28 protein-coding genes, 1 tRNA gene and 2 pseudogenes are annotated in these 25677 nt (G+C 53.5%); 7 read left to right on the top strand and 24 right to left on the bottom strand.

Translation table 11 applies throughout. The features are described from left to right. Positions 1 to 84: 84 nt before the first annotated feature. A complete protein-coding gene (locus ACZ1G5_RS18145) occupies positions 85 to 825 on the bottom strand; it encodes an RNA methyltransferase (RefSeq protein ID WP_472734162.1) in 741 nt (246 codons plus the stop codon). A 131-nt stretch (positions 826 to 956) separates the two neighbouring features. Here ACZ1G5_RS18145 and ACZ1G5_RS18140 point away from each other — a divergent pair, with 131 nt between their 5' ends. Then, a complete protein-coding gene (locus ACZ1G5_RS18140; RefSeq protein ID WP_472734161.1) occupies positions 957 to 1583 on the top strand; it encodes a thiamine phosphate synthase in 627 nt (208 codons plus the stop codon). Here the strand turns inward: ACZ1G5_RS18140 and olsA are convergent. The 3 genes from olsA to ACZ1G5_RS18125 all read right to left on the bottom strand — a co-directional run bounded on the left by olsA (position 1560) and on the right by ACZ1G5_RS18125 (position 3462). Next, the gene (gene olsA / locus ACZ1G5_RS18135; protein ID WP_472734160.1) at positions 1560 to 2390 is read right to left on the bottom strand and encodes a lyso-ornithine lipid O-acyltransferase; all 831 of its coding nucleotides are present in this window, start codon (positions 2388 to 2390) and stop codon (positions 1560 to 1562) included. The two genes, ACZ1G5_RS18140 and olsA, sit on opposite strands and share 24 nt — an antisense overlap. Continuing rightward, positions 2383 to 3162, bottom strand: coding sequence for an L-ornithine N(alpha)-acyltransferase (gene olsB / locus ACZ1G5_RS18130; RefSeq protein WP_472734159.1), 780 nt, complete (start codon positions 3160 to 3162; stop codon positions 2383 to 2385). Before olsB ends, olsA begins: the two co-directional genes overlap by 8 nt. Positions 3163 to 3282: 120 nt before the next feature. Next, the gene (locus tag ACZ1G5_RS18125) at positions 3283 to 3462 is read right to left on the bottom strand and encodes a DUF3553 domain-containing protein (RefSeq protein WP_472734158.1); all 180 of its coding nucleotides are present in this window, start codon (positions 3460 to 3462) and stop codon (positions 3283 to 3285) included. Positions 3463 to 3491: 29 nt separating this feature from the next. Here ACZ1G5_RS18125 and ACZ1G5_RS18120 point away from each other — a divergent pair, with 29 nt between their 5' ends. Then, complete coding sequence (locus ACZ1G5_RS18120; RefSeq protein WP_472734157.1) at positions 3492 to 4082, top strand: histidine phosphotransferase family protein; 591 nt, start codon at positions 3492 to 3494, stop codon at positions 4080 to 4082. Here ACZ1G5_RS18120 and ACZ1G5_RS18115 read toward each other — a convergent pair. The 8 genes and pseudogenes from ACZ1G5_RS18115 to rplU form a co-directional block, all read right to left on the bottom strand. Beyond that, entirely contained in the window at positions 4079 to 5344 is a 1266-nt protein-coding gene (locus ACZ1G5_RS18115) for a glutamate-5-semialdehyde dehydrogenase (protein ID WP_472734156.1), read from the bottom strand. The genes ACZ1G5_RS18120 and ACZ1G5_RS18115 overlap by 4 nt on opposite strands. A gap of 12 nt (positions 5345 to 5356) precedes the next feature. Then, a complete protein-coding gene (gene proB / locus ACZ1G5_RS18110) occupies positions 5357 to 6463 on the bottom strand; it encodes a glutamate 5-kinase (RefSeq protein ID WP_472734155.1) in 1107 nt (368 codons plus the stop codon). Further along, positions 6451 to 7503: a GTPase ObgE gene (gene obgE / locus ACZ1G5_RS18105; protein ID WP_472734154.1), complete on the bottom strand. Its 1053-nt coding sequence runs from the start codon at positions 7501 to 7503 to the stop codon at positions 6451 to 6453. Before obgE ends, proB begins: the two co-directional genes overlap by 13 nt. A gap of 39 nt (positions 7504 to 7542) precedes the next feature. After that, the gene (locus ACZ1G5_RS18100; protein WP_472734153.1) at positions 7543 to 8040 is read right to left on the bottom strand and encodes a GNAT family N-acetyltransferase; all 498 of its coding nucleotides are present in this window, start codon (positions 8038 to 8040) and stop codon (positions 7543 to 7545) included. Next, positions 8033 to 8548 carry a GNAT family N-acetyltransferase gene (locus ACZ1G5_RS18095; RefSeq protein ID WP_472734152.1) on the bottom strand — a complete coding sequence of 172 codons (516 nt, stop codon included), beginning with the start codon at positions 8546 to 8548 and terminating at the stop codon, positions 8033 to 8035. Before ACZ1G5_RS18095 ends, ACZ1G5_RS18100 begins: the two co-directional genes overlap by 8 nt. Continuing rightward, positions 8545 to 9086, bottom strand: a pseudogene (locus ACZ1G5_RS18090) (GNAT family N-acetyltransferase). Before ACZ1G5_RS18090 ends, ACZ1G5_RS18095 begins: the two are co-directional and overlap by 4 nt. Before the next feature lie 126 nt (positions 9087 to 9212). Further along, positions 9213 to 9482 carry a 50S ribosomal protein L27 gene (rpmA, locus tag ACZ1G5_RS18085; protein WP_472734151.1) on the bottom strand — a complete coding sequence of 90 codons (270 nt, stop codon included), beginning with the start codon at positions 9480 to 9482 and terminating at the stop codon, positions 9213 to 9215. Between the two features lie 11 nt (positions 9483 to 9493). Beyond that, a complete protein-coding gene (gene rplU, locus ACZ1G5_RS18080; RefSeq protein ID WP_472734150.1) occupies positions 9494 to 10237 on the bottom strand; it encodes a 50S ribosomal protein L21 in 744 nt (247 codons plus the stop codon). Between the two features lie 178 nt (positions 10238 to 10415). Here rplU and ACZ1G5_RS18075 point away from each other — a divergent pair, with 178 nt between their 5' ends. Beyond that, positions 10416 to 10763 carry a hypothetical protein gene (locus ACZ1G5_RS18075; RefSeq protein WP_472734149.1) on the top strand — a complete coding sequence of 116 codons (348 nt, stop codon included), beginning with the start codon at positions 10416 to 10418 and terminating at the stop codon, positions 10761 to 10763. On the opposite strand, the gene ACZ1G5_RS18070 is transcribed toward ACZ1G5_RS18075, so the two are convergent. Continuing rightward, complete coding sequence (locus ACZ1G5_RS18070) at positions 10760 to 11164, bottom strand: hypothetical protein (RefSeq protein ID WP_472734148.1); 405 nt, start codon at positions 11162 to 11164, stop codon at positions 10760 to 10762. The two genes, ACZ1G5_RS18075 and ACZ1G5_RS18070, sit on opposite strands and share 4 nt — an antisense overlap. 72 nt (positions 11165 to 11236) lie before the next feature. Next, entirely contained in the window at positions 11237 to 12070 is an 834-nt protein-coding gene (locus ACZ1G5_RS18065; protein WP_472734147.1) for a DUF2059 domain-containing protein, read from the bottom strand. A 140-nt stretch (positions 12071 to 12210) separates the two neighbouring features. Between ACZ1G5_RS18065 and ACZ1G5_RS18060 the strand changes: the two genes are divergently transcribed. Both ACZ1G5_RS18060 and ACZ1G5_RS18055 read left to right on the top strand, forming a co-directional pair. After that, positions 12211 to 12300, top strand: a tRNA-Ser gene (locus ACZ1G5_RS18060). A 289-nt stretch (positions 12301 to 12589) separates the two neighbouring features. Continuing rightward, entirely contained in the window at positions 12590 to 13948 is a 1359-nt protein-coding gene (locus ACZ1G5_RS18055; protein ID WP_472734146.1) for a site-specific integrase, read from the top strand. Positions 13949 to 14010: 62 nt separating this feature from the next. On the opposite strand, the gene ACZ1G5_RS18050 is transcribed toward ACZ1G5_RS18055, so the two are convergent. From ACZ1G5_RS18050 to ACZ1G5_RS18030, 5 genes and pseudogenes are all read right to left on the bottom strand, one after another. Then, a complete protein-coding gene (locus ACZ1G5_RS18050; protein WP_472734145.1) occupies positions 14011 to 14556 on the bottom strand; it encodes a DUF6119 family protein in 546 nt (181 codons plus the stop codon). After that, a pseudogene (locus tag ACZ1G5_RS18045) lies at positions 14553 to 15431 on the bottom strand (DUF6119 family protein); the annotation flags it as partial. The gene ACZ1G5_RS18050 and the pseudogene ACZ1G5_RS18045, both read right to left, overlap by 4 nt. Before the next feature lie 50 nt (positions 15432 to 15481). Further along, positions 15482 to 16635, bottom strand: a protein-coding gene (locus tag ACZ1G5_RS18040) for an IS3 family transposase (RefSeq protein WP_472732633.1) whose coding sequence is annotated in 2 segments (ribosomal slippage) — positions 15482 to 16374 and positions 16374 to 16635 — 1155 coding nt in all. Because the reading frame shifts where the segments join, the coding sequence is not laid out codon by codon here. Between the two features lie 2 nt (positions 16636 to 16637). Next, the gene (locus ACZ1G5_RS18035) at positions 16638 to 17015 is read right to left on the bottom strand and encodes a DUF6119 family protein (protein WP_472734144.1); all 378 of its coding nucleotides are present in this window, start codon (positions 17013 to 17015) and stop codon (positions 16638 to 16640) included. Between the two features lie 284 nt (positions 17016 to 17299). After that, positions 17300 to 17557: a helix-turn-helix domain-containing protein gene (locus ACZ1G5_RS18030; RefSeq protein ID WP_472734143.1), complete on the bottom strand. Its 258-nt coding sequence runs from the start codon at positions 17555 to 17557 to the stop codon at positions 17300 to 17302. 247 nt (positions 17558 to 17804) lie between these two features. On the opposite strand from ACZ1G5_RS18030, the gene ACZ1G5_RS18025 reads away from it, so the two are divergent. Beyond that, on the top strand, positions 17805 to 18251 hold the full coding sequence (locus ACZ1G5_RS18025; RefSeq protein ID WP_472734142.1) for a tetratricopeptide repeat protein: 447 nt from the start codon (positions 17805 to 17807) through the stop codon (positions 18249 to 18251). An 850-nt stretch (positions 18252 to 19101) separates the two neighbouring features. Then, the gene (locus tag ACZ1G5_RS18020; protein WP_472734141.1) at positions 19102 to 20175 is read left to right on the top strand and encodes an NAD(P)/FAD-dependent oxidoreductase; all 1074 of its coding nucleotides are present in this window, start codon (positions 19102 to 19104) and stop codon (positions 20173 to 20175) included. A gap of 118 nt (positions 20176 to 20293) precedes the next feature. On the opposite strand, the gene ACZ1G5_RS18015 is transcribed toward ACZ1G5_RS18020, so the two are convergent. The 5 genes from ACZ1G5_RS18015 to ACZ1G5_RS17995 all read right to left on the bottom strand — a co-directional run bounded on the left by ACZ1G5_RS18015 (position 20294) and on the right by ACZ1G5_RS17995 (position 25645). Beyond that, the gene (locus ACZ1G5_RS18015) at positions 20294 to 21025 is read right to left on the bottom strand and encodes a proteasome-type protease (protein WP_472734140.1); all 732 of its coding nucleotides are present in this window, start codon (positions 21023 to 21025) and stop codon (positions 20294 to 20296) included. A 33-nt stretch (positions 21026 to 21058) separates the two neighbouring features. Further along, positions 21059 to 21856: a transglutaminase family protein gene (locus ACZ1G5_RS18010; RefSeq protein WP_472734139.1), complete on the bottom strand. Its 798-nt coding sequence runs from the start codon at positions 21854 to 21856 to the stop codon at positions 21059 to 21061. Continuing rightward, positions 21856 to 22797 carry an alpha-E domain-containing protein gene (locus tag ACZ1G5_RS18005; protein ID WP_472734138.1) on the bottom strand — a complete coding sequence of 314 codons (942 nt, stop codon included), beginning with the start codon at positions 22795 to 22797 and terminating at the stop codon, positions 21856 to 21858. The genes ACZ1G5_RS18010 and ACZ1G5_RS18005 overlap by 1 nt, the downstream gene beginning before the upstream one ends. A 1-nt stretch (position 22798) precedes the next feature. Continuing rightward, positions 22799 to 24223 carry a circularly permuted type 2 ATP-grasp protein gene (locus ACZ1G5_RS18000; protein WP_472734137.1) on the bottom strand — a complete coding sequence of 475 codons (1425 nt, stop codon included), beginning with the start codon at positions 24221 to 24223 and terminating at the stop codon, positions 22799 to 22801. Positions 24224 to 24325: 102 nt separating this feature from the next. Beyond that, positions 24326 to 25645, bottom strand: coding sequence for an ATP-binding protein (locus tag ACZ1G5_RS17995; RefSeq protein ID WP_472734136.1), 1320 nt, complete (start codon positions 25643 to 25645; stop codon positions 24326 to 24328). Between the last annotated feature and the right edge of the window lie 32 nt (positions 25646 to 25677).

Below are 25677 nucleotides of genomic sequence, written 5' to 3'. Positions count from 1 at the left end.
GGCATTTACCTAGAACTCAGAGCCATGATCCGCAAGCGTCAGGGTGCCACATGTAAGGTGGATCATAATCCACCTTACGCCTATCTAGCCCCGCTCTTTCCAGCGGACCATCTGGCGCAGCATCCCATGTAGCATCTGCACATCCGCGCGGGTCATTGGCATGCGCGACCACATATTGCGCAGGTTCATTTTCATAGTCTCGGCCTTATGCTCGGGATAGAAAAAACCTGCGCTCTGCAAACGCTCTTCATAGTGATCGCTGAGCTTTTCCACTTCGACCTGTGTGGCCCAATCGCCAACAGCATCGACACGCGATAACGCCGCCTCAACCGCCTCGCGCTGCCACTCGTACCCGGTCAACAAAACACATTGCGCGAGGTTCAGCGACGGAAATTCCGGGTTCACAGGCACCGAGATAATGGCGTTGGCGCGGGCAATATCATCGTTTTCCATGCCGGACCGTTCGGGTCCAAACAGCACAGCGACTTTCTGACCCTCGGCAATGCGGCGACGCGCATCCTGCATCGCGGCCTCTGGCGTCTGTACAAGCTTTGTCAGACCACGTGGACGCGCCGTTGTCGCATAGACATAGTCACAATCAGCAATGGCACTTGGCGTATCATCAAAAATCTGGGCCTCGTCCAACAGCCTGCCCGCGCCGCTTGCCATCGCAACGGCCTTCTGGTTCGGCCAGCCATCGCGTGGCGCGATAATTCGCATCCGATCCAAACCAAAGTTCCACATCCCCCGCGCCGCCGCACCAATGTTTTCGCCCATCTGTGGACGGATCAAAACAAATGCGGGTTGAAGATGAGCGCTGGGCATGGGCAATCCTTTGCAAAGTCGCTGCCTGATACGCCGGGTGATTTGGCAAGGCAAGAACCGCAACCCCATAGCCAAGCCGGATTTTCCCGGCTAAAAGCGCGCAAACACTTATAGCAGACCGGAACGCCCCCATGTCGGACGCCCAAGATCACCCGCAAATCTACCTGATCAGCCCGTCAGAGTTCGACTTGTCCAGTTTCCCTGACCAATTGGCGGCCTGCCTTGATAGCACAGAGGTAGGGTGCGTGCGCCTGTCACTTGGCACAACGGATGAGGGACGGATTTCCAAAGCTGCAGACGCATTGCGCGAAGTAACCCATGCGCGCGATGTCGCATTGGTCATCGACAACCATATCCAACTGGTTGAACGGTTGGGGCTCGACGGCGTGCATCTGGCTGATGGTGCGCGTTCGATCCGACAAGTGCGCAAGGATTTGGGCGATGAATCTATTGTGGGCAGCTATTGCACCAACTCCCGCCATGATGGCATGACGGCGGGGGAATTGGGGGCCGACTACGTCAGTTTCGGTCCTGTTGGACAGACGACCCTTGGCGATGGACGACAAGCTGAACTGGAGCTTTTTGAGTGGTGGTCGATGATGATTGAGGTGCCGGTTGTTGCAGAGGGCGCGCTGGATGCTGTCCTCATCAAAAGTCTCTCGCCACATACCGACTTTTTCGGCATCGGTGATGAGATTTGGAATGCCGACAACCCAGCGGCTGCGCTTGGTGATCTACGCCGCGCCATGCTGGATTAACCCCGCCCGCACTTGGTCTTCCATTGCTTTCGCCAACACTTTGCGGCCCGCATAGTCGGCCACTTTGACAGGCGCGTGATAGATCACATGCACGCCGCCCTGTCGTTTGGCGGCAAGCGTCGACAATAGATGCGGCCCAAAGTCCATGTCGCCCCACCACCCATAAAACCGAGCGTCCTCGCCCAAAGGCGCTGTGTAGCTCACGGTGACGGCCTGCATCTGGAGTGTGTCGCGCAGGACCGGGTCGAAGAATGCGGCAAATAGCGCGGGTTTGAACGGTAGAACCTGTAAGCCATCGGTTGAGGTCCCTTCGGGAAAGAACAACAGCGTCTGTCGCGCGGCCAATCTATCCCTGAACAACGATATCTGCGCTTGCACCTCACTTCGGTCTCGCCGAATGAAGACTGTGCCGGTTGCGCGGGCAAGCCAGCCGATACCGGGCCAATCCGCCACTTCGGATTTTGAGACAAAGTAGATCCGCTTGCGCGCGTTCAAAGCAAAGATGTCAAGCCATGAGGTGTGGTTGGCAACGACGGCGCCAGCCCCGGTCATAGGCTGGCCAGAGCTGCGATATGAAATGCCGAGGATAACAAAAGCCGTTCGGCAGACAAATTGCGTGATAAAGGGGGTCACCGGACGACGCAAACCGCAAAGCGGACGCTCGAACAGCCGGACCAAAACCAGTAACAGCAACCCGCCAAACACCAGTGCAATCAGCGGCACGGCCCGAACAATCACCCGGACCCAATCAGCCACCCCTAACCGATCTTCTGGGGGCTTTGTTTCGCTGTACCACGTCTCACCCACGTGCAGTTCCTTTGCTCAGCATCGCCCTTTGCAGTCCCTGAATAGCATCGCTTTCCAATATCAGACAGACATCCGTGGTATTGAAAGCATGATCCACAAATGCACCATCGCCCACAGCGCCGCCCAACCGCAAATATGCCTTGATCAATGCCGGGAGCTGGCGCACCGCTGTCACGCGGTCTAACGCCGCAGCACTTTGCAAATTCATGCCTATGGCGGTTGGGCCCGTCGCTTTGACGCGTAACGGTTCCGGGGCCAGATGACGGTGATACAACAGGCTGAGTGGCGCCGCCAAACTGTCGGTATCTGTGCCGTGGAACGAGGCAACGCCGAACAGCACTTCGATCTGATGGATATTTACATAGTCCGACAGGGCCGACCACAGATGCAGCATGCCAGTCCCGTTGCGGTAACTGGGATGAAGACAGGATCGACCAAGTTCCAACAATCGCTTCCCACTCTTACGCAAGCAAGTCAGGTCATATTCATCTTCGCAGTAGAACTGCCCCGCCTCGGTTGCCTTTGCCATCGTCATCAGGCGATATGCGCCAACAACTTGATCCCCGACCGCACGGTTTTCGTCCAACAATATGAGATGATCCGCATAGGCATCGAATGCATCAGCTTCCAACCTTTTGGCGTGATCGACCAGGGGCCCATCGGCACCCAACTCTTGAACAAAGACGTCATAACGCAAACGCTGCGATGCGCGCCGAACTTCATCGGAGCGTGAAACAATCGTCCTGAATTTGGGCGTTTGTTTAGCAGGCATTCTTGGTGAGACTTCTACTGTGCGGCACATTTACCGGTGTTAACCAGTTAGTAACCTTTTTTGGGTGGGATTAGTTAAATTCATTGACAAACATTTTTACAACTCTACTCATGGTTGTATCTAGTCACTCACGATAACGAGCATCACGCGTTTCCCATCTATGACAACTTTCCCTTCCTCCCTAAAGTTCACTGTAACTTTTCCCGCAATGTTTGACTGCACTTGCCCTGTCCCCCAATCGGGTTGGTCAGGATGGCGGACTAGCATGCCGGGCTCCAGGATCGCGGTGATATCGGACATCATTTCTTTCTCAGCATGGAGGATGCTTAATGCAACCTGATTTAGCGGCACTTGTGGGGTCGCGCATTTGTCATGACCTTATCAGCCCAATTGGCGCCATCGGCAATGGTGTCGAACTTTTGGCTCTGACAGATGGGGACACCGGGGCCGAGATGGACCTGATCAATGAAAGCGTTCGGAACGCCAGTGCGCGGATCAGGTATTTTCGGATCGCCTATGGTGCGGCCAGCGAAGATCAGCTTGTCAGTCGATCTGAGATCCTTTCCATTCTTGCGGCTGTCGCCTCGGGTGGGCGTATCAATTACATCTGGAAGATTGATGGCGATCAACCACGGCGGTTGGTGCGCTGCGCCCTCCTGATGCTGCAAGCGCTGGAGGCAGCGCTGCCGATGGGTGGTGATGTGCAAATCACGCAAGACGGACAATCCTGGGTGCTGCGCGGCGAAGGGCCACGCCTGAGCGTTGATGAAGAGCTTTGGGATAACTTGTTGTCACCCCAAGTCGGCTTCCATTACACCGCTGCACACGTCCAATTTGCCTTACTCCCAGGCGTCTTGGCCGAAGCCGGACGCAGCATTAAGGTCAAACATGGGGCCGATCATCTCGTAGCCCGGTTTTAAGCCCTGACCGCCCCATCACCCGTCACGATGTACTGAAAGCTGGTTAACTGAGCGGCACCGACGGGACCACGCGCATGCATCTTTCCTGTCGCAATGCCAATTTCGGCGCCCATGCCAAATTCACCGCCGTCCGCGAATTGTGTCGACGCGTTTCGCATCAAAATTGCGCTGTCGAGTTCTTTAAAGAAATGTGCAGCGGCCTGATCGTCAGCAGTAATGATCGCATCGGTATGGTTGGAGCCGAAGGTGCGAATATGATCAATTGCCGCATCAACACCGTCCACCAATTTGGCTGCACAAATCATGTCCAGAAACTCTTTGCCAAAATCATCCGGTTGCGCGGCCGTCGTTCCATCAACTTTCGCCAACTCACCATCAGCCCGGACCTCGACCCCGGCCTTCAGCAAGGCATCAATCAACATGGAGCCGTGTTGCGTGTAAAACCGCCAGTCGATCAGCAGGCATTCCATCGCACCGCAGATACCAGTCCGCCGGGTTTTGGCGTTCAGGACAATCTCAAGCGCCATCGCCGGATCAGCGGTGGCACCCACATAGATATGACAAATCCCTTCGAGGTGGGCAAAAACCGGCACGCGCGCCTCGCGCTGGACCAAGCCAACAAGCCCTTTACCACCGCGCGGAACGATCACGTCAATGTGGTTTGTCGCCGTCAACATGGCTGATACTGCTGCCCTGTCGCGTGTCGGCACCAATTGGATCGCCGTCGCAGGCAAACCCGCCTGCTCAAGCCCCTTTTGTAGACAGGCGTGGATCGCCGCGGAAGAATGAAAGCTCTCTGAACCGCCACGCAGGATCACGGCATTCCCCGATTGCAGGCATAACGCGCCAGCATCGGCTGTGACGTTCGGGCGACTTTCATAGATCACGCCAATAACACCAAGCGGCGTGCGCACGCGCTGGATATGCAAGCCCGTCGGCATATCCCATTCGGTGATCACCTCACCGACTGGATCTTGCTGCGCCGCCACGTTTCGCAGGCCGTCCGCCATTGCACGTATTCGTGGTTCGTTCAGCATCAGTCGGTCCATCATTGCAGGGCTAAGGCCCTTTTGTTCGGCAAAGACCTGATCTTCCGCATTGGCGTCCATGATCGCCATCCGGTTGTCCCAGATCGCATCTGCGGCCCCAATAAGCGCGGCGTACTTTCGCTCTGAGCTCGCGGTTGCCAAGATGGTCGCCGCGGCGCGCGCATCCGCACCGATCTTGGCCATCAAAGGCCCGATTGCGTCATGATCGTTCATCGCTTGCCCCTCTCAAAGCACCATATCATCGCGGTGCACCAATGCAGCGCGGCCTTCATAGCCCAACACATCGACGATGTCAGCCGTCCTGCGCCCCATAATCTGCCGCGCTTCAGCGCTGGTGTAGCGGATCAGGCCTTGGCCCAACTGCGCGCCATCAGGGTCGGTAATCCCGACAACTTCGCCGCGCCCGAAACTCCCTTGAATTTGCGTCACACCCGCCGGCAAGAGACTCTTGCCGCGCCGAAGCGCGTCAACGGCGCCCGCGTCCACGGTCACAGTACCGCGCGGCTTCATCGCTGAAATCCAGCGTTTCCGCGCGGCCTGTGGATCTGTCTGGGCGGTAAACCATGTCGCGGGCGCGCCATTTTCCAACTTACCCAACGGGTATAATTCTGTGCCCAAGGAAATTGCCATGGCGCACCCCGCCTCGGTGGCGATACGCGCTGCGATGATTTTGGTGATCATGCCGCCTTTGGACAGACCGGACCCTGCATCGCCAGCCATCGCCTCAATTTCTGGCGTTATTTTGCCAACAGTATCAAGATGTTTCGCCGATGTCTTAATCTTCGGGTTTCCAGTATACAGGCCGTCAACATCCGAAAGCAGAATGAGCTGATCGGCACCAACTGTGACCGCGACCTGTGCCGCCAATCGATCATTGTCGCCATAGCGAATTTCGTCAGTCGCGATGGTGTCGTTTTCATTGACGATTGGTGTGACACCCAATCCAAGCATGGTCTCCATTGTCGCCCTGCTATTCAGGTAGCGGCGACGATCTTGAGAATCTTCAAGTGTCACAAGAACTTGCCCTGTTACGATACCATGCGGCGTCAGCGCCTCTTCATAGGCGCGCGCCAGTCGGATCTGGCCAACAGCTGCTGCTGCCTGCGATTGCTCCAGCGCCAACGACGTAAGTGGCAGGCCCAGAATGCCACGCCCCAATGCAATGGAACCCGATGACACGATAATGACGTCGGTGCCACGTTTTCTGATCCGGGCAACGTCGCTTGCCAGTGATGTCAGCCAATCCTGCCGCAAGGCGCCGGTGTCAGCATCAACCAACAAGGCCGAGCCGATTTTGATGACAAGCCGCTTGGCGTCACTCAGGGTTGCCATGGCTCTGCCTCGCCCTGTTCCGCCGCCTCAGCGGCCTTGCGGTGGCGCAGACGATTGTCATCGATCTCACTGCGCAATGCGCGCAGAACGTCAGGAATACCTTCGCGACTGACACCTGACATCATCATCACGGGGCCGTTTGCAACGGTCGCTATTTCATCGCGCAGGAATTCACGTTCTTCGTCATCCAGCGTGTCGATCTTGTTTAATACGGTGATGCGCGGTTTGTTGGCCAATTCGCCGCCGTAAGCCTCCAATTCCCCGATGATTGTCGTCAGGTCGCGGGCCGGATCGCCGGATGTGCCATCAATCAGATGTAACAAGACGGCGCAACGTTCGACATGACCAAGAAACATGTCACCCAGACCACGCCCTTCACTGGCACCCGCAATCAGGCCCGGGATATCGGCGACAACGAATTCAACCTCATCAATGCCCACAACGCCGAGATTGGGAATGAGTGTTGTGAAGGGATAGTCAGCAACCTTCGGGCGTGCGTTGGATGTTGCGGCAAGAAATGTCGACTTGCCTGCGTTGGGCATCCCGAGCAGGCCCACATCAGCAATCAGTTTCAGCCGCAGCCAGATTGTTCGCTCAATCGCTTCCTGGCCCGGGTTAGCGCGACGCGGTGCCTGATTGGTTGAGGTCTTGAATTGCAGGTTGCCCCACCCGCCGTTACCGCCCTTTGCAATGACAATGCGTTGGCCGACCTCAGTCAGATCCGCGATGACAGTCTCTTCGTCTTCGTCGATAATCTCTGTGCCCACAGGTACACGCAGCACTTTTGTTTCACCGTCCTTGCCTGTGCGCTGACTGCCCATGCCATGCTGGCCATTGCCAGCAAAAAAATGCTGTTGGTAGCGAAAATCAATCAAAGTATTCAGGCCCTCAACGGCCTCGACCACAACATCGCCACCCCTGCCGCCGTCACCCCCATCGGGGCCGCCATACTCCATGAATTTCTCGCGCCGGAACGAGATGCAGCCCGCACCACCGGCGCCGGACCGGATATAGACCTTTGCAAGATCGAGAAATTTCATGTGTTTGGCTTTCTAAGGCTGTGTGACGCAGCCGATAACCTACTGCGCGGTTGTTCTCAAGCGGTCCCATGCCTGCCGCAGAAGTCGGTACTGATGCACAAGGGTCGGCAATCGAGCCGGACTGCGCGTATAGTGGGTTTGCCAGTGAACAAAACCGCACTTACGAAGCACAGCGGCCGATGCCGGGTTGTCTTCCCAGACAGAGGCAGACAGGACTGGCCTGTCATCCTCAGAGAAAGCCAGTTTGATCGCATCACGCGCGGCCCTTGTCGCGATGCCCTGCCCCTGCACGTCCGGTGCAAACATATATCCCAACTCCCCGTTCGTGACCGCCATGCTGCCCACAAGGCGATCGTCGAGGCATACCCCCCACACAAAGCCGTCCCCCTCGTAGGCTCTGCAACGTCCTTGGGTGAAGCTTTCTTGTGGCGGCCATGGCCAGCGGCCCAGTTGTCGCACAACAGACCAATGCGAAACAATGGCATGCAACTCTGGGAAGTCGTCTGACCCAATCGCCCGGTATGTCAGTCTAGGCATCGCTCTTGGCCTGCCATCGCGTGCGGGTCAGTTCCATAGTGCGTCCGGGCACTTTTTCATCGCGCGCCCTAGAGAAATGTTCATGCGCACCAACATCAACGAAGCCCAGTTTTGTCAAAACCTTTTGCGAGTCTGTATTCTCGATGAAGTGGCTGGAGCGCACGGTTTCTGCATCCGTTGTTTGGAAGAAATGCGCTAAGACCGCGTGCGCCGCCTCGGTCGCGTATCCTTTTCCCCATGCATCTTGCGCCAGCCAATAGCCCAATTCACCGTCCAAACCGACTGTGCCGACGAATTCATCGCCATCCCAGATAAACCAAGCCGTGAACGCGCCTCGCTGGCATTCATTGATGAACCACTCAGCATCAGTCTTACCATATGGAAAGGGGACATGCGTCAACCAGCGGCTAACGTCATAGTTATTCAAAGCCTTCGTCACCACCCGCACGTCACGCAAACGCGGTGCGCGCAACGTGAGCCGGTTGGTCCGCAATGTCGGGACGGTCATGACCCGAGTTTAAGCGTGTAGGTCCATGTGGGAACGCTTGCCTTGCGCGAGACCGAAAATGCCTCAGCATCGCCCAGATAGTCGAAACCGCAGTTCGTCAGGACGCGCGCAGATCCGGGATTGTCCTGAAACACCTCGGCAAAAATGCGGTCAGATTGATGCGGATTGGCCGCAATCAATGTGCGCACAGCTTCGGTTGCAAAACCGGTGTTCCAGAAAGCGGGTGCGATCCAATAGAAGATCTCGGATTGTGCACGATCCATCCGTTCAAGACTGATCAGGCCCAATGCCTCGGCGTGACCGTGGGCAGATCCGTCAATAACCCAGACATCTTCTGATCTTTGCGCCTGGCTTGCGCGTTCGATCATCGCCTCAACAGAACCGGGGGTAGCGGGTGCGGCATCGCACGGGTGCCACGGGCCACGCGATCGTCACCAGCATACATCGCAATCAGACCAGCATCTGACTTGCGGCACGGACGCAGCACAAAGCGCGCGGCTTCTATTGTGTCTTGCACTGTGATCTCTTCATGTCTCATTGCTTCCCTCCCCGAAAACAATTCCTCAGCACCACCCCATAAATCGACATGGTGGCAAAACTATGAATAAAAAAGGGGACCGGTCATCACCGATCCCCCCAAATACGTTACCTTGGAACTTTCGGCTTACTCGGCGGCCTCCGCCACTGGAAGAACCGAAATAAAGGTGCGGCCTTTGAGGCCTTTGTGGAATTTGACTGCGCCATCGACAGTTGCAAAGATCGTGTGATCCTTGCCCATGCCAACGCCCATGCCTGGCCACATTTTTGTGCCACGCTGACGCATGATGATGTTGCCGGGAACAACGGCTTCGCCGCCGAACTTCTTTACACCAAGACGACGACCAGCTGAGTCGCGTCCGTTACGGGATGAACCGCCTGCTTTTTTATGTGCCATTTGGTCTCTCCTTAACCTTTAGCGAATTCTGCGGCTTGCTTGAGCCACTCATCGCGGTCGATACGACCTTTGAAATTCAGTTTCTCGTCCATAGCAGCCACATCTTCTGGCGTCCATGCCGCGATTTGCGCAAATGTTGTTACGTCAAGCGCGTGCAACTTCTTCACAATCACCGGACCAACACCACTGATCTGTGTCAGATCATCAGCGCCTGCTGCGGCTTTCGCCTTTGGAGTAGCCTTGGCTTTCGGCTCTGCTTTGGCTTTCGGTGCCGCTTTTGCCTTTGGCTCAGCCTTGGCTTTTGGTGCTGCCTTTGGCTTTTCGGCCTTCGGTTTCGACGCACGCTCTGCGGCCGCAGCCGCCTTCTTGGATGTTGGTGCACCGTTTGCGCCAGTCACATAAGTTGTGCCTGCACCGGAAACAGCCGCCATCACGCCAGATTTGTCAGCGCCTTTTTCAAGGATCTCAGCGATCCGAACCAATGTCAGTTGCTGACGGTGGCCTTTGGTCCGCTGGCTTGAGTGCTTACGACGACGCTTGACGAAGTTAATCGTCTTTTCGCCTTTGATCTGGTCAATCACTTCGGCCTGAACGCCAGCGCCCTTGACCGTTGGTGTCCCCACTGTGGAGCCGACCATCAAAATTTCGTTGAATTGAACCTTGTCGCCTGCCTTCGCAGCAAGCTTTTCGACACGCAATACGTCGCCAGAGGCCACTTTGTACTGCTTGCCGCCGGTTTTGAGAACCGCAAACATCTGATCTTCCTTTTATCTTTCGCGTCTCTAAGGCCCCGGGGTTTTCCGGCGTTTGGTACCTGTGGACAGCGCGCCCTTGGGCGAGTTTTCGCATATATTCCTGCAAATGCCTTGCAGAGATGGCGCTATATCTGACCAATGCCCCCATAAGTCAACATAAAAAGAAGGTACAAAACCCATGCGCTGGCCCTTGATCCCCATTCTTCTGACCGCCGCCTGTTCACAAGAGGCAAATCATCTTGGCAACCCGCTCCTTTTGCCTGTCTCGGGCATCAGTACGGTGATCGGCAATGCCGCATATGAAAAGCGGCGCGGCCAAGTCGAATTGATCGTGAAATCCAACTATGAAGATATCAAGAATGATATCCGCGCGGGCGACGGCCCGGTTTTGACCAAAGCGATGGACGCTGCTGGTATTCCCTTGCGCGACCGCCCTGCTCGGATCATTCAATTGCAGTCAGACATGGGTCTTTATGAAGCCACGCCCGGCGCCTTGGTCACGGCACTCATGGTCTATGGCGGCTAGAAGCCGGCGAGCAGACTGTCTCGTTTTGCGACGAGATCCCAAAATGCTTTGGATTTAGAGATATCATCGGCGACATCTGTCGGTATACCGCGCGCAATCATCCGGTCATACAGTGTTTGCGGATAGCCCGGCGTGACCGGTGGGACGCTGACCATCGCATTAATGTCGGTGGGGACGCCAGCCGCCTCTGGCGGGCAACCGCGGGTTGGATCACCGCTGACCTCGCGCCCCTCTGCCTGCAATTGAGTGACCGCTGCGAAGTAAATGGTACATTCGGCTGCGAGCAATTCGGCCTGGCGCGGGTCATCGGCTGGCAGATCGGGCTGCGGGACTATCGGTGTGGTCTGATCACAAGCGGCCAGAAGGACCAGTGCGACAACGGCAGGTTTGAAAGTGTGCAACGATAGACGTCCTTGTCAGCAAGATTAAGATCTTATTTTATCGCCAAGCTGTGCAATGCCAAGAGTAGATCGTCATAGCTCCTGACTAATCATGAAACGTGATGAAGCCAGACCCAAAGCACGTGAAATATCATCGAACATCCCATTGAACGCCAAAAACAGAGCGTCGGTCATATCTTGACCCGCATCAGAGCGTGAAAACGCAATATAGTCGTTTAATTCTTCATCCGACAGAGGCTGATAGGCCATCAAAAGGAACGAATACACCCATTCGGTTGTCTCGCTGCGGACGTCAGGTTCTTGTGCCCAGACATCCTGCAGTGCGGTCTCGGGCGTGACACCGGCGGGCATCGCCCCCCCATCGATCAGCCCGATGTAGAATGCGTAGCTTGAATTCATGGAGCCTACGACGTTCGTTTCGATCAAATCGTTAGCGTCGACAAACTCTTGTACCAACAAATAACGCGGTGTTTCGTCCATCATTGCGATGGCAGCATTTTGCTTGCTGGCCTCTTCGACCGCGTCATCAAGCAAGGCCTCGCGCGCACTGACTTCAAGCCCGATAATCTTTTCACCTTGTTCAGTCGTGAAAAACGCCAACATTGCATCAATGTCATCGCCGGCGATTGCCTCTCCAAATGCGCCACGCACTTCTTCTTGCATCATCTGGGTATCGTAGATCGCCGATACGGCCTGGTTCCATTGGTCCGAGCTGCCGCCCGGTAACATCTCTTCCGCCAATGTCTCACCATAGGTCAGACCCTCTGCGCGCATAATTTCGATCATCTGTGGCAGGCCAAGTGCGTCGAACAACGCATCAACTTTGGCCTCATCACGCGTTTGCGCCCAGATTGGTGTCAGGCTAAGGGTCAAGGCGCAGGCAAGTGGGGCAAGAAAGCGAAGCATTGGCGATCCTTATCAAGAGGGTGTGCTGCCAGACTTATGCACCCTGCCCCCTATTTGCCAAGCCCACGCACGCAATTGTCAGTGCGACGTGCTTTGGCCCTTGCACGGATCTACAAGCCACAGTAACACGCCGCCACCGCGGAGAGGTGCCGGAGTGGTCGAACGGGGCGGTCTCGAAAACCGTTGTGGGTGCAAGCCTACCCAGGGTTCGAATCCCTGTCTCTCCGCCAATACATTCTAAATCAATGACTTAAGGCATAAGATAGCAAGTGCGACACAAAGTGGAACACAACGCTTATGAAGCTATCGTCCTATCTCACCGCGTCACGGCACGGCGTCTATTATTTTCGTTGGCCAATTCCTGTTGTTGAAGGTCAAGGACGCCAGACAGTCAAAATATCCTTGCGGACAAAGTGCCCAGATCACGCTGGCGATTTGGCACGACATCTTGCATCTTGTGGGCGATTGGTTCGGGATAACAAGACGTTGGCTAGACTTAGGCAAGATCAAATACGGGCTATGGTTCGTAGCTACTTTGTGAAGGTGCTTGATGTGTATGTCGAGCGCCTAAACAACACTGGATGGAAAGAACAAGAGCTAGACTTCTTAAGGCAAGAACTCGAAGTACATAAAGACGGCATAGCTAACTTTGACGATCTGTCTGACCAATATCTTGATATCGGAACAATTGACGGCTTTCGAGCATCGGCGAACATGACGCCGGATCAATGGACCGAAAATGAAACGTATCTGCGCCAAGAAGTGCGAAAGGGTCGCCGTGATCTGATCGAGGCGTTCTTAAGCCGCACCCAGAGCCTTGAGGTCTACGACCTGGCAATCCCACGCAATGCGCCTACAATCGCGCCATTGGCCCGCTCAGCCGCTCTGGGGGCCGCTGTTGAAGATTTCATGACCGAGCATATGCCGCAATGGTCAAGCGAGATGCAAAAGAAGGCTCGTTCCTATCTGGCGGTGCCGCTGGAGTACTTTGGAGCAGACCGCAACTTGGCCGAAATATCTCGTCACGATGCAGCCGAGTTGAAAAAAGTAGTTCAAGCATTACCAGCTAATCGCAGCACAAAAAAGGAAACCAGAGACTTGCCGTTGGCGGATGCAATCGCAGTTCCAAACATGGACAAGATCACGTCCAAGACCGTCAATAACTATATCGACACGTTCCGCCGCTTCTGGGACTGGGCAGAGCGCCATGGCCACGCACCCGTAAAGCTGTTTGAGGGAATGAAAGTAGCAAAGGCAAAGCAAACAGTTGAGGTCCGCAGGGCATATACCCCAACAGAAACTAAGTTGATCAAAGACGAGTTGGTCAACGACACCTCTCCCTTGGTGAAGAAAGCAGACTACAAATGGGGCGCACTGCTTGGCCTCTACACTGGCGCAAGACTTCGTGAGGTCGCGCAGCTTAACGTGTCCGACATCAGACAAGAGAATTCGCTTTGGTACATCGACTTCAATGATGATGGTGAAAACAAAAGCCTGAAAACCAAAGCCGCGAGACGCCGCGTTCCCGTCCATTCTGATTTGGTAGGTCTTGGGTTTCTTGATTGGGTTTCCGCAAAGCCGGAAAATCAGCGCCTCTTCCCGTCGTTCAGCTTCAACTCAAAGGAAGGCTATGGCCGCAATCTGGGCCGCTGGTTCAACAACGTACTGCTCCAAGGCTTAGACCTCAAAGAGAACGGCCTTGTGTTCCACAGCCTCCGCCACACGATGGTGACGCGGCTTGCACAGGCAGGTATTCCTGAGCCACTTTATCAGGAAATTGTGGGCCATGAACGACAAGGAGTTTCGCAACAGGTGTATTTCAAGGAGGGGCATACACTTGCACAGAAATGCGAGGCCATTGAACGCTTCGAGCCGTAGATATCGCGGCGATACTCTTACTGTGCTCTGTGTATCCATGTGGTTGCTTCTGCTTAAACCGCTTAAGGCTTCTTGCCTCGCGTGTAGACCGCCTTCTGCACTGGGACAAAGCTAACGATGATATCTCTAAACTTGCAGATTCGGCGCATGTGATCGTGCATGAGCATCATCTCGTATTTCGCAATAAGGGGGATTTCTTCCACGGTCGGAACCGCATGCTTCTGATCGTAGAGCAACCACAGACGCACACGGTAGTCATGACCGTGAATGGCTTCGATTTCCTCTCTGATATGGTCAAGGTAACGTTGTTTCTGCACGCATTTAGATGCTTGAATATGACCCCTAATATCCTTGAGAAAGATAGGGTCTTGTAGAAAAGCGTCACCGTAGAATTTGGCTTGCGAGAAGAGATAGTTCATGGACGAAGCGTCCTTTAGAGGTTTGCAGTGAATAATGTCCACTACACCGTCCTCAAAACATGCCAAGATATCGCAAAACTCCTTGTCTTTCCTTCCAGTCCCTATCTTGAGCTTTGCCCGATCAAACTTCACCCAGCCGGGGTTTGCCTCGCATGCTTTGTTGTTGAATATTTCTTCCTTATTTTTCATATCGTTATCGTCGTTGATCGGGATGTTATTGCAGTTATCAGGGAGTCTTCGACCTTCACCTTCTTTTGCGAGAACTTGATGATTGCGTTGTAGAAGTCGTCCTCTACGCGCAACCAGTTGCCATCGGCCAAAATAAAGCAGGCACCATCTATCTCTGCCTCGAAAAGCAGACAGTCATAAATGTACCATTTCCTGTAGGTTAGGATGCGGTCCTCTTCGAGCGAGTAGGCGTAGATTGACTTGTTTTGAAGATACTTCGCGCTGATCTTATCCGCGTCCAAGTGCTTGTTTAGCTGAGTAACATCGAGGTGAGAATATACTAGGTTTTCTCGCTGTTTCTTGTTTGTATAGCAAAAGCTATAGTCATCGTCAGAGATGAACTCAGGGATACAGAGCTGCAGTTTGTCCAGCTTTTTGTTTTTAAGTGCATCTATCAATACAGCGTCAAGCTGCTCTGCCTGTTCTTCCGTCGCCGCTATGAAGTTCTTGTAGTTTGGAAATAACTCCTTGTAATCTTCTTTTGAGTAAGCGAGCAGGAAATCTCCGCATTGGTCAATCAGCTTGTCCCAAGTCAGCTTATCCTCGCCTGTAACCTTAATGGTCAGCCGGTCTTTTCCCTGCAGCGTTACAAGCTTGTTGCCTTTCATGTGAGCGGAAATGTACTTCAGGTCCTCGGCCTCACTCAGACCGAAGACAAACGAGTCTGAAGGCCTACTAACTTGACGGTCGATATGTGTGGTAGTGATTGTGTTGCTCTGACTTTTAGTCTGCCGGATTTCTTCGTTGCCGCACATGTTCATGGCCGTGCGAATTCCAAAGTCGGTTTCTAACTGCTTCTTATCCAGAAAACTCGCAGATGAACGCCCGAAAACTGCTAGAAGGACTCTGAGCTACTCCCCATTTGTTGGACAGGATCTGGCGTAAATTAAGCTACTTTTTGGGCCTGCTGATCGGGGTTAGTTGTTTCAATTCGCTGCCAGTAGATCACGGCAGGTGGTTTGCCGCCAAGGGCGGAATGTGGGCGCTTGTCATTGTAGAAGTCGATCCACTTCCTGACGCCTGCCTTCGCCTCTGATCCGGTTTCCCAGGCATGCAGGTACACGCATTCATATTTCAAAGACCGCCAGAGCCGTTCGACGAAGATGTTGTCGAGGAAACGGCCTTTGCCATCCATCGAGATGCGCACGTTTGATCGTCGCAGCCGGTCTGTCCAAGCAAACGACGTAAACTGGCTGCCCTGATCTGTGTTCATAATGTCCGGCGGGCCGAACTTGTGAATGGCCTCATTCAAGGCATCAACGCAAAACTCGGCCTCCAATGTGTTAGAGATACGCCAAGCCAGCACCTTGCGCGTGTGCCAGTCCATGATCGCGACCAGATATAGAAAGCCGCGTCGCATTGGCAGATAGGTGATGTCAGCGCACCAGACCTGATTAGGCCGTTCCACACGCAGCCCACGCAGCAGGTAAGGGTAAATCTTGTGACCCTTCGCGGCTTTGCTGGTGTTGGGCTTTTGATAGATCGGCATCAAACCCATGAGCCGCATGAGACGACGGATGCGCTTCTCGTTCACGAGATGATCCTCATTGCGCAGGTGCCACGTCATTTGACGCACACCATAAAAAGGCGTTTCCAAGAACTGCTTGTCGATCACGCGCATCAGATCGAGGTTCATCTCACTTTCGCCCTTGGGCTCGTAGTAAAATGACGACCGCGAGATCGACAGCAGCTTGCATTGTTTGCCGATAGACAAGTCGGCATTGGCGGTCTCGATCATCTTACGCCTCACTTGCCGGTCCAGGGTTTGAGCTTTCTGGCCAAAAAATCATTGGCGACGGCCAACTCCCCAATCTTGGCGTGCAGGTCTTTGACCTGCTCTTCATCGACTTCCGGTGCCTTCCGGCCACCACGCTCAAATACACCAGACGCGCCTTCAAGCAGAGCCCGCTTCCATTGATGGATCATCGTGGGGTGCACGCCAAACCGGCTCGCCAACTCGCTGACCGTCTCCTCCCCCTTCAGCGCTTCCAACGCCACCTTGGCCTTAAACTCTGGGTGATGTTGCTTCCGTTTCGACATCGTCAATCTCCTTCATGTTGAAGATCAACAGACAACAAATTGCAGCTTACGTCAGTGTCCGAATTTCGGGGGTAGCTCACTCGATCACCTATTGAAACCAATAGCAATCCGTTGGGGTTCTTACTATCCGCGCTAAAGGACAGCTTTTCTTCGATTTGCGTATTTACGAAATCTAGCCATTTCGGGTTATTCTTCTTGCTATTGGTTTCGAAGTATACAAAGCGACAACTGGCATCTCCGACTTCAATTTCGTGCAGTGAAGACCCACTGGGGAACTTTGGATCGCCCTCTTTATCCTTATGAAAAACCGTATCGAAGGTGCTTTCCGGCTTGGCCAAGAAAAATGATACTTGTGAAATTTCGCGACCGTTATCGTCCAAGTTGAGCTCACTCTAAATGCCATGCGTCCAATACAGATCACATCATACGCGACATATACTCGTTAATCATCTATTTTTTATGCTTTTTTTGTATTACGGCCAAATCCATACACCACAACCCTAGTTTGCACATTCTGAAAAGTGACCGCTTACAGTGTGGAATATCATCGGATTGCAGAGCAAGAGCGCCAGCTTGACTGGGCCATCAAGAACAGCCGTGTCACAAGTAAATAAAGAGGTTTTGCGACTGCAGCTAACTTCCGTTTACCACCAATCTGACTAGTTCATCGTTCTTCTTCACACAGCGAAATCAGGTTTTCGAAAACCACCGCAATTTTCTCCGGCGCACCACAAGCTATCATCCACCCTGTAAACTCAACAACATCCAAACGACGCTCTTGTGTCTCGACCTTCGCAACATACGACTGGGGCTTACCGATGCGTTCAGCAAGGGATGATTGGGTTAAACCAGCTTCAATACGCGCCTCTCTTAATTCCTTGCAAAGGAAGATGTGCTGTGGTGAGCGAAGTGTCTTGGTCAAGATGATTGCCTGTTGATCGTTGTCAGGCAATCGGCTAATCCCATAACAGGATTATACCATTTTGGGATTTATCTATATGCACCTAGTTAAGACGACTAAGGGTGGCTCACGATCCACAGAGCACCAAAAGATAGGTGCTACGATCAACCTAGTCAGAGAAGCCGTTACAAAGAGGCTGGTTTGGCAGATTAAGGTTGTATTACACGTCTCATGTTTGCTTGTTGCTTCGACTGGCAATGCCCAGGATATGATCGCTGGCATCGAAGCTTATGAACGCGGTGACTACACCGTTGCACTTACTGAGTTGACTCCGCACGCGATGAACGGCGTTCCTCTGGCATCAGAAATCGTTGGCTCCATATACCACAAGGGTGAAGGTGTTGAACAAGACTACCGTGAGGCCGCATTTTGGTTTCTTCAGGCCGTGCGATACAGTCCTGACGATGGCCATGTATTACTTGGCATGATGTTCTATCTTGGCCAAGGTGTTGAGCAAGATTTCAACATGGCTGCAAAGTACCTTGTTGGACCAGCTCAAGCGGGCGATGAAACAGCAGTGTACACTATGAATACCCTACGCTCCAACTGTACAGAACTGCAGGCAAATCAATTCGACTGCAGATCGACACGGCAGCGTGAAATTGACTTGGAGCAACGCATTGAGGCGTTAGAGCGGCAAATCAACAGGCAATAGCAAGGCACCAAAGAAAAAATGTGAATTTTTCCGTGCGGGTATCTATGCTGTCACACGCGCGATCTTCCCCATTGCCTACCTGATTAACACGGACATTTGTACCACCGCCTTATACGCAGTTGCCTATGCATTTAAATATGTGTCCACGTGCTTGTAAGGCTAGTATCTATCTCTTTTCCAATGCACATGATTGCGAACACATAGGGGATACAAATACGACTACACATGTATAACTAATTGCGCTTAAGTCTCTTATTTATAAGGCATTAATGTCACCTGCCTACATATAGAATACATGGACTGTTACAACAGATCACGCATGACCCTAATATTGCAGTATCTGTCTCAACCCATGCCGAAGGCTTACTTCTATGTATTCTGACCTCTATACTATACTCATATGTAATAAGTCTGTATTGATACTTCATATACATTCTGTCTTATAATCTATTTTAATACCCTAGTGTATCTCAAGCCTTACGCGCACTGTATCATAAGCCGACTATATACATATATGTACTAAGTGCTTTGGCAGTATGTTGTCTCACTATGATACTGTGCATTCTGTACGTTGCAGTATCTATCTCATTTTTATAGATCCGGATAAAAGTATTTCTTATCAGTACGTTATGTTAACATCTGGCGAATATGTCATTGCAAGACCACAATCAACTTTCGGCTTACAACCCAATGACGTTTGACAACTTTGTACTAATCTGAGCATCGTGGGCCACGAAGTGAAACATCAAAGTAATCTTCGCACTTGAGTACCCAGTCAAATCAATGACTTAGAAATATGGTGGAATGTCCCTGTCTCTCCGCCACATGTCCCTCGCTGCTGGCTGGCCTCATGCGCCAAGACGGACCGAACGGCGTTGTCGCAATCGCAGCCGCCGCAAACGCCACAAAGCTGTTCGATATCGCCACGCGCAACAATTTACCGTCGATAATTCCTGAGTCGGGTCAAAACATCGGATTGCATATGACGGGCGGGATCACCCTCGCCGGAACGCCCGATCGTTGGGAATGGTTGCAATCCGCTTATCGGACTTTTCAATCCATCGGAATTGATGATTGCCGTCTGATTACACCTGCCGAGGCAAAGGAACTTTGTCCGATTATGTCCACCGACGGCATTCTAGGTGGGATGTGGGCGGACCGTGAAGGATATATCGATACAACGGGCACGGTGCATGCCTATGCCGGCGCTGCCAAAAAACATGGGGCTGAGGTGACTGAGCATAACCGCGTGCTGGAGCTAAACCAAACAGCGGATGGCTGGGACGTTGTGACCGAGAAAGGCACGATCCACGCCGAACATGTGGTCAATGCCGCAGGTCTTTGGGCCAAGCAGGTCGGGCGCATGGCTGGGATCGAACTGCCGGTTAGCCCTTTGAACCATCACTATCTGATTTCGGACGCTATCCCCGAACTCAAAGAACTCGATTTCGAAGTCCCTATGACCGTGGACCTTAAAGGCTTCACCTACATGCGACAGGACCAGAAGGGTATTCTGCTGGGCATCTACGAGGTTGATCACCAGCATTGGAACATGGATGGCGCGCCATGGGACTATGGGTTCGAGCTGCGACAAGAGGATCCAGATCGCATCGAGAAGGAGTTGATCCTTGGCTTTGAACGCTACCCTGCCTTGCAGGATGTTGGGGTTAAGACCCGGGTAAATGGGGCTTTTACCTTTTCGCCTGATGGCAACCCACTTGTTGGCCCGGTGCGCGGCACGCCGGGTTATTGGTGTGCCTGTGCTGTTATGGCGGGTTTCCTGCAAGGTGGCGGCGTCGGCAAATCGTGCCCCCTTCTTGACTGGAATAACCCTGACGTCGAACCGCTGGCTGGTATGATCTTATCGGCGCCGATGCTCGTGGCAGTATCCTTTATGTCATGCCGCTTTGATATCACGCGCTGAAAGAATTCGAACCGATGAAAGAGCGCATGGTGCCTGATGTTCGCGGGTTTGGCGAACGCGACCCGGACATGCACGCAATCGCTGAATTTCACGGATACGTCACCGCGAATAGTCTGACCTAGATCTTGTAAGCTGGCAGTTGCTGAAAAGCGCTTTTGAGCGCGTCACCCCAACCCGCTGAAATCGCCTGATAGATTGGATCACTATCCTCAATCCGTCTTTGCATGCCAACGGCAAAACTATTCGCCTCGTATACTTGAAGATCAAACGGCAAGCCCACGGAAAGATTTGATTTTACAGTCGAGTCAAAGGAGACCAGCAAGAGTTTTATCGCCTCTTCAAAGTTCATCTCCGGATCATAAGCCCGCACAAGAATAGGTTTACCATATTTCGTTTCACCGATCTGAAAGAACGGCGTGTCATCTGTGATTTCAATGAAGTTACCCTGCGGATAAACAAGGAAAACCGTAGGTTTACCACCTTTGATCTGCCCACCGACGATCACAGATGCAGAGAATTGATCTTGTTTCAGCTGCCCATCGTTCGTCGTATCGTCGATCACCTCTCGCAGCGTCGAACCAACAAGACGCGCCACTTGAAACATCGTCTTTTCTTGTAAAATGCTGGGATCACGTTCTTCGGTTGCCTTTGAGCGCTCTTCCAGAAGGCTGATCATGGACTGGGTTGTTGCCAGGTTACCTGCTGTCATCACAGTAATCATACGTTCACCGGGCACTTCCCATGTGAACATCTTCTTGCTGACCGCGAAATTGTCCACGCCCGCACTGGTCCGCGTGTCGGACATGAAAACCAGACCGTTGTTCAGCTTGAGCCCAATGCAATACGTCATGTGAATTTACCTGAAGATATTCTTGCGCTCTGCTTACTGCTGAACCTGTAGGGATACAATCATTTGCTCGCGTGCATCGCCCATCCGTAGGCCTTCCGTGGGGGCAGCGTCACGCGCGTCACGGCCAACAGCAATCCGGACATATTTTTCGTCCGGACTAACACCGTTTGACACATCAAAACCGACCCAACCCAACCCATCGACGTGTGCCTCTGCCCAGGCATGTGTGGCCTCTTGCTCAATCTGGTCATTGATCATCAGGTATCCGCTGACATAGCGCGCCGGTATGCCCTGAGACCGCGCCGCGGCGATGAAAATCTGCGCATGATCCTGACACACGCCCGCGCCGATGCTCAAAGCCTCTTCTGCAAGGGTCTGGCTACCCGTACGCCCGGTTTCATAGGGGACTGCTGCGAGTATGCGCTCTGATAACCCATGCAATGCGCTGATCCGATCGCTTGCCTGTGCAGTCCCATCGCCCAACTTGCGTATCCCTGCACCGGCCGTCGTCGCATCTGTTTCTTGTTGAAAATGCCACAAGGGTGCGCGGCCATAAACTTTCCCCAAAACACCGGTTGCGTCGTTGGTCTGTACCGTACCGCTTGCTGTAATGGTGACCTGTGTCGCGCCCACGTCAACGTTCACCAGATCAACGTGATTGCCGTAGTGGTCAGTATAATGTGTCTCTACCTGGCCGCCGGAAATCGCAATGTCCCAATCCAGAACATCCTGCACCGCAACACGCTGGGGCCGCAGACGGACCTTTTGCAGTGCGTAATCTACAGGCTGATCATAGCGGTAGGTGGTCGTATGACTAATTTGAAGTTGCATCAGTTGTTAAACCTGTAATCCTGCTCAATCTGAAGACCGATGCTAGCGTTATCATTGATAACGCTTAACAAAAACTCATGCAGCCCTTCTTCGAATATCGACGATACGTCGCGATCCTTCAGTCTTGCATAAAGTTTCTCAGCCATCAGCAATGACTGTTTTGGCGTATCATCGTCGAGGCCAAGGTATCCTAGATTATCAACCAGCTTACCGGCACAAAAGCGTAACGAACGCGGCATACGCCCATCCAAGATCAGGAAATTGGCAATTGCGGGGGCCGTGAAATCACCGTCTACGGCCCAGCGGAACGAACGATGCGCAGAGACTGAGCGCAAGATGGTTTCCCACTGTACGTTATCAAGACGACTGCCGACAAACGACGGTGCAGGTAGCAAAGAATAGTATTTGACGTCAATGATCCGCGCCGTGCTGTCCATCCTCTCTACAAATGTGCCCAACCTGCAAAAATCATAGATATCGTTGCGCAACATCGTGCCGTGCAGCGCGCCCCGCACAACAGCGGATTGCGCCCGGATCGTCGCAAGTGCAGCGGGCAGTTCTGTCTGCGGGATTGGATCTTTCAGCAATTGCGTCAATACCATCCAGGTTTCATTCACACTGGTCCAAACTTCTGAAGTGAGGCCGGTCCGAACCAACCGGGCGTTGTCACGCGCCGATTTGATCACCGATAGTACCGAACTGGGGTTGTCTGTATCCTGCAACAAGAAATGAACCACAGACTCGCTGTCGTAGTGGCTGTATTTTGCGCTGTAGGCCGCCTGCGATGCAGAGGTGGCGATAACCGATTTCCACTCAGCCTCAGCACCGGTTGACCGGGTCAACGCAATACGAAACCCCGCCTCAACCAGACGCGCAGTGTTTTCCGCGCGCTCAAGCGACCGGAACATCCAATAAAGACCACCTGCGGTTTTTCCCAGCATCTTAGTCTTCCAATATCCAAGTGTCCTTGGTGCCGCCGCCTTGGCTGGAGTTCACCACAAGGCTCCCTTCCGTCAATGCAACGCGGGTCAAGCCACCCGGTGTGATGTTCACGCCATGGGGCGACATCAACGCAAAGGGGCGCAGGTCCACATGGCGCGGCGCCAGCCCGGCTTGCGTAAAGATGGGAACGGTCGAAAGTGACAGCGTTGGCTGGGCGATGTAATTTCCGGGATTGGCTTTCAGCTTCGCGGCAAAGTCTGACAGTTCCTTCTTACTCGCCGCTGGGCCGACCAACATTCCGTAACCACCTGATCCGTGCACCTCTTTGACCACAAGATCGGCGAGGTTATCCAGTACATAAGCCAGCATGTCCGGTTCAGAGCAGCGGAACGTCTCGACATTCTTTAGTATCGCCCGCTCACCGGTGTAAAATTCAACAATATCGGGAATGTAGCTATAGATCGCTTTGTCATCCGCGATACCGGTTCCGGGGGCATTCGCGATCGTGATGTTACCAGCGCGGTAGACGTCCATGATCCCCGGGACCCCTAACATCGACGTTGGGTTGAACGTCAGCGGATCAAGAAAGTCATCATCAACGCGTCTGTAAATCACGTCGATACGTTTGTATCCGCGTGTCGTGCGCATTGCGATATGCCCGTCAACAACACGTAAGTCATGTCCCTCGACCAGTTCCACACCCATTTGGTCGGCCAAAAAACTGTGCTCATAGTAGGCCGAGTTGTGAATACCGGGGGTCAACACAACCACGCAGGCGCGCCCTTCACACGACGCCGGTGCACTGGCGGCCAAGGATTGGCGCAGGCTTTTGGGGTAGTCACTGACCGGTTGCACTTTGATCTTGCTGAACAGCTCGGGGAACATCTGTAGCATGGTTTCGCGGTTTTCGAGCATGTAGCTGACACCGGATGGGGTGCGGGCATTGTCCTCCAAAACATAAAAATCATCTTGTCCCGTTCTCACAATGTCGGTGCCGACAATGTGGGTGTAGATGTCGCCCGGCGGGCTGAACCCAATCATCTGCGGCAAAAAAGCTTCGTTCTTAGCAATCAATTCAATCGGGACGACACCCGCCCGCAAAATCTCTTGTCTGTTATAGATATCATGCAGGAACGCGTTGATCGCACGGACCCGTTGATCAATGCCCTTCGACAGCTTTACCCATTCGCGGTTCGACAAGATACGCGGCACCAGATCAAATGGGATCAATCGCTCTTCCGCATCTGCCTGGCCATAGACGTTGAATGTAATCCCAGTTCGACGAAAAAAGGCCTCTGCCTCTTGGGCCTTGTTCGCAAGTCGTGTGTTGTCCTGACCCGCGAACCAGCCTTGATATGCCTCGTATGGTGGCCGGGGGCCATCGCCGCCCAGCATCTCATCGAAAAACGTCATATTGTCTGTCATTCGGTTACCCTACAGCAAAGCAACCGCACCGCAATAAATTCATGACCGCCGTGCGACACTGACGATCATAGACACATAACTGACTGATTTTTATGCTATTCCTTAGCGCGCAAGAACAACTTCTGCTTTCAATCCGCCCAGCCTGGTGCTTTCGCCCAAGCGCAACACGCCACCATGTGTTCGCGCGATGTCAGCAACAATCGACAACCCCAAGCCGACACCACTGCCCTTGTCCTGATTGCGCGCAGGATCGAGCCTGACAAACGGGCTCAGCGCGTCGTCATACCGTTCCGGCGGTATGCCGGGTCCGTCATCTTCCACCCAAAAGCGTACGGCGCGGTCAGTCACGCTGACCCCGATTTCGGCCTTATTGCCATAGCGCAGAGCATTGCCAACCAAGTTGTCCAAGGCCCGCCTGATGGCCAGTGGACGCAAGCCAACCGGTTCGTCCGACCCTTCGATGCCCGCAAGTGTCACGTCTTGTTCCATACGCTTGGCGTCTGCAAGAACGCCATGAACGATGTCTGATGGCTTCGTAGGCTCAAGACTGTCACTTGCATCGCTTCGGGCAAAATCAAGAAATGCGTCTAACAGACGTTCCATATCGTCTACGTCATGGGCAAGCGGTTCTGCATCTTCCGGATCAAGCAGTGAAAGTCCTAAGCGCATGCGTGTCAAAGGTGTCCGTAGGTCGTGACTGACACCGGACAGCATCAGCGTGCGACTTTGCGTCTGGCGTTCTAACCTGTTGCGCATTTCAAGAAAGGCCATACCAGCCGCGCGGACTTCAACTGCACCGGTTGGGGTGAAAGGCGTGATCCGCCCTTTGCCATAGTCCGCCGCGGCCCGCGCCATGCGCTTGATGGGTCGCAACTGGTTGCGCAGGAAGAAATAGGCGATTGCTGTCATAAGACCACCCAGCACAACCATGATTACCAGCAGTTGGTGCGGGTTCGACGCCGAAACACGTCGCCGTCGCAACTCCATGCGCAATGGACCATGCTGGGTCTGCGCCCAGACTACGACGCGGCTTCGATCACTGAGTGAGACCGCAAGAACATCACTGATCCCGCCCCTTAATGTGTCGATAACCATTGCACCTGTCAGATCGACGAAGGGCTTGATGTCGACCGGGATGACATCATCTGCCGGAAGAACCGTATCGACTTGGAGCGGACCGCTGATCTTGGCCACGGCACTACGCGCGGCGTCCAGACTGGTCTCTGAATTCGCAGTATCAACAAGAAAACGAAGCTCAATATTGACCGCACTTGTCATCAGGCGCGTGACACCGTCAAAGTGGCGTTGGATAAATACGACAGAGACAAGCAGTTGCAGAAACAAAATGGGCAGGATCAAAATAAGCGCGGCGCGGGCATAAATCCCGCGCGGCATATAATTTTTGAGCCAGCCAAAGAACATGGCGCTACGCTAGCTGCCTTAATCGCAAACGG

Source organism: Yoonia sp. JB2-21 (genome assembly GCF_055693545.1).
This window is presented reverse-complemented; position numbering and strand designations above follow the sequence as displayed.

Coding starts and splice junctions, on each gene's coding strand:
- ACZ1G5_RS18145 (WP_472734162.1), bottom strand. CDS start 825: ATGCCCAGCGCTCATCTTCAACCCGCATTTGTTTTGATCCGTCCACAG.
- ACZ1G5_RS18140 (WP_472734161.1), top strand. CDS start 957: ATGTCGGACGCCCAAGATCACCCGCAAATCTACCTGATCAGCCCGTCA.
- olsB (WP_472734159.1), bottom strand. CDS start 3,162: ATGCCTGCTAAACAAACGCCCAAATTCAGGACGATTGTTTCACGCTCC.
- ACZ1G5_RS18125 (WP_472734158.1), bottom strand. CDS start 3,462: ATGTCCGATATCACCGCGATCCTGGAGCCCGGCATGCTAGTCCGCCAT.
- ACZ1G5_RS18120 (WP_472734157.1), top strand. CDS start 3,492: ATGCAACCTGATTTAGCGGCACTTGTGGGGTCGCGCATTTGTCATGAC.
- ACZ1G5_RS18115 (WP_472734156.1), bottom strand. CDS start 5,344: ATGAACGATCATGACGCAATCGGGCCTTTGATGGCCAAGATCGGTGCG.
- proB (WP_472734155.1), bottom strand. CDS start 6,463: ATGGCAACCCTGAGTGACGCCAAGCGGCTTGTCATCAAAATCGGCTCG.
- obgE (WP_472734154.1), bottom strand. CDS start 7,503: ATGAAATTTCTCGATCTTGCAAAGGTCTATATCCGGTCCGGCGCCGGT.
- ACZ1G5_RS18100 (WP_472734153.1), bottom strand. CDS start 8,040: ATGCCTAGACTGACATACCGGGCGATTGGGTCAGACGACTTCCCAGAG.
- ACZ1G5_RS18095 (WP_472734152.1), bottom strand. CDS start 8,548: ATGACCGTCCCGACATTGCGGACCAACCGGCTCACGTTGCGCGCACCG.
- rpmA (WP_472734151.1), bottom strand. CDS start 9,482: ATGGCACATAAAAAAGCAGGCGGTTCATCCCGTAACGGACGCGACTCA.
- rplU (WP_472734150.1), bottom strand. CDS start 10,237: ATGTTTGCGGTTCTCAAAACCGGCGGCAAGCAGTACAAAGTGGCCTCT.
- ACZ1G5_RS18075 (WP_472734149.1), top strand. CDS start 10,416: ATGCGCTGGCCCTTGATCCCCATTCTTCTGACCGCCGCCTGTTCACAA.
- ACZ1G5_RS18065 (WP_472734147.1), bottom strand. CDS start 12,070: ATGCTTCGCTTTCTTGCCCCACTTGCCTGCGCCTTGACCCTTAGCCTG.
- ACZ1G5_RS18055 (WP_472734146.1), top strand. CDS start 12,590: ATGGTTCGTAGCTACTTTGTGAAGGTGCTTGATGTGTATGTCGAGCGC.
- ACZ1G5_RS18050 (WP_472734145.1), bottom strand. CDS start 14,556: ATGAAAAATAAGGAAGAAATATTCAACAACAAAGCATGCGAGGCAAAC.
- ACZ1G5_RS18025 (WP_472734142.1), top strand. CDS start 17,805: ATGATCGCTGGCATCGAAGCTTATGAACGCGGTGACTACACCGTTGCA.
- ACZ1G5_RS18020 (WP_472734141.1), top strand. CDS start 19,102: ATGCGCCAAGACGGACCGAACGGCGTTGTCGCAATCGCAGCCGCCGCA.
- ACZ1G5_RS18015 (WP_472734140.1), bottom strand. CDS start 21,025: ATGACGTATTGCATTGGGCTCAAGCTGAACAACGGTCTGGTTTTCATG.
- ACZ1G5_RS18010 (WP_472734139.1), bottom strand. CDS start 21,856: ATGCAACTTCAAATTAGTCATACGACCACCTACCGCTATGATCAGCCT.
- ACZ1G5_RS18005 (WP_472734138.1), bottom strand. CDS start 22,797: ATGCTGGGAAAAACCGCAGGTGGTCTTTATTGGATGTTCCGGTCGCTT.
- ACZ1G5_RS18000 (WP_472734137.1), bottom strand. CDS start 24,223: ATGACAGACAATATGACGTTTTTCGATGAGATGCTGGGCGGCGATGGC.
- ACZ1G5_RS17995 (WP_472734136.1), bottom strand. CDS start 25,645: ATGTTCTTTGGCTGGCTCAAAAATTATATGCCGCGCGGGATTTATGCC.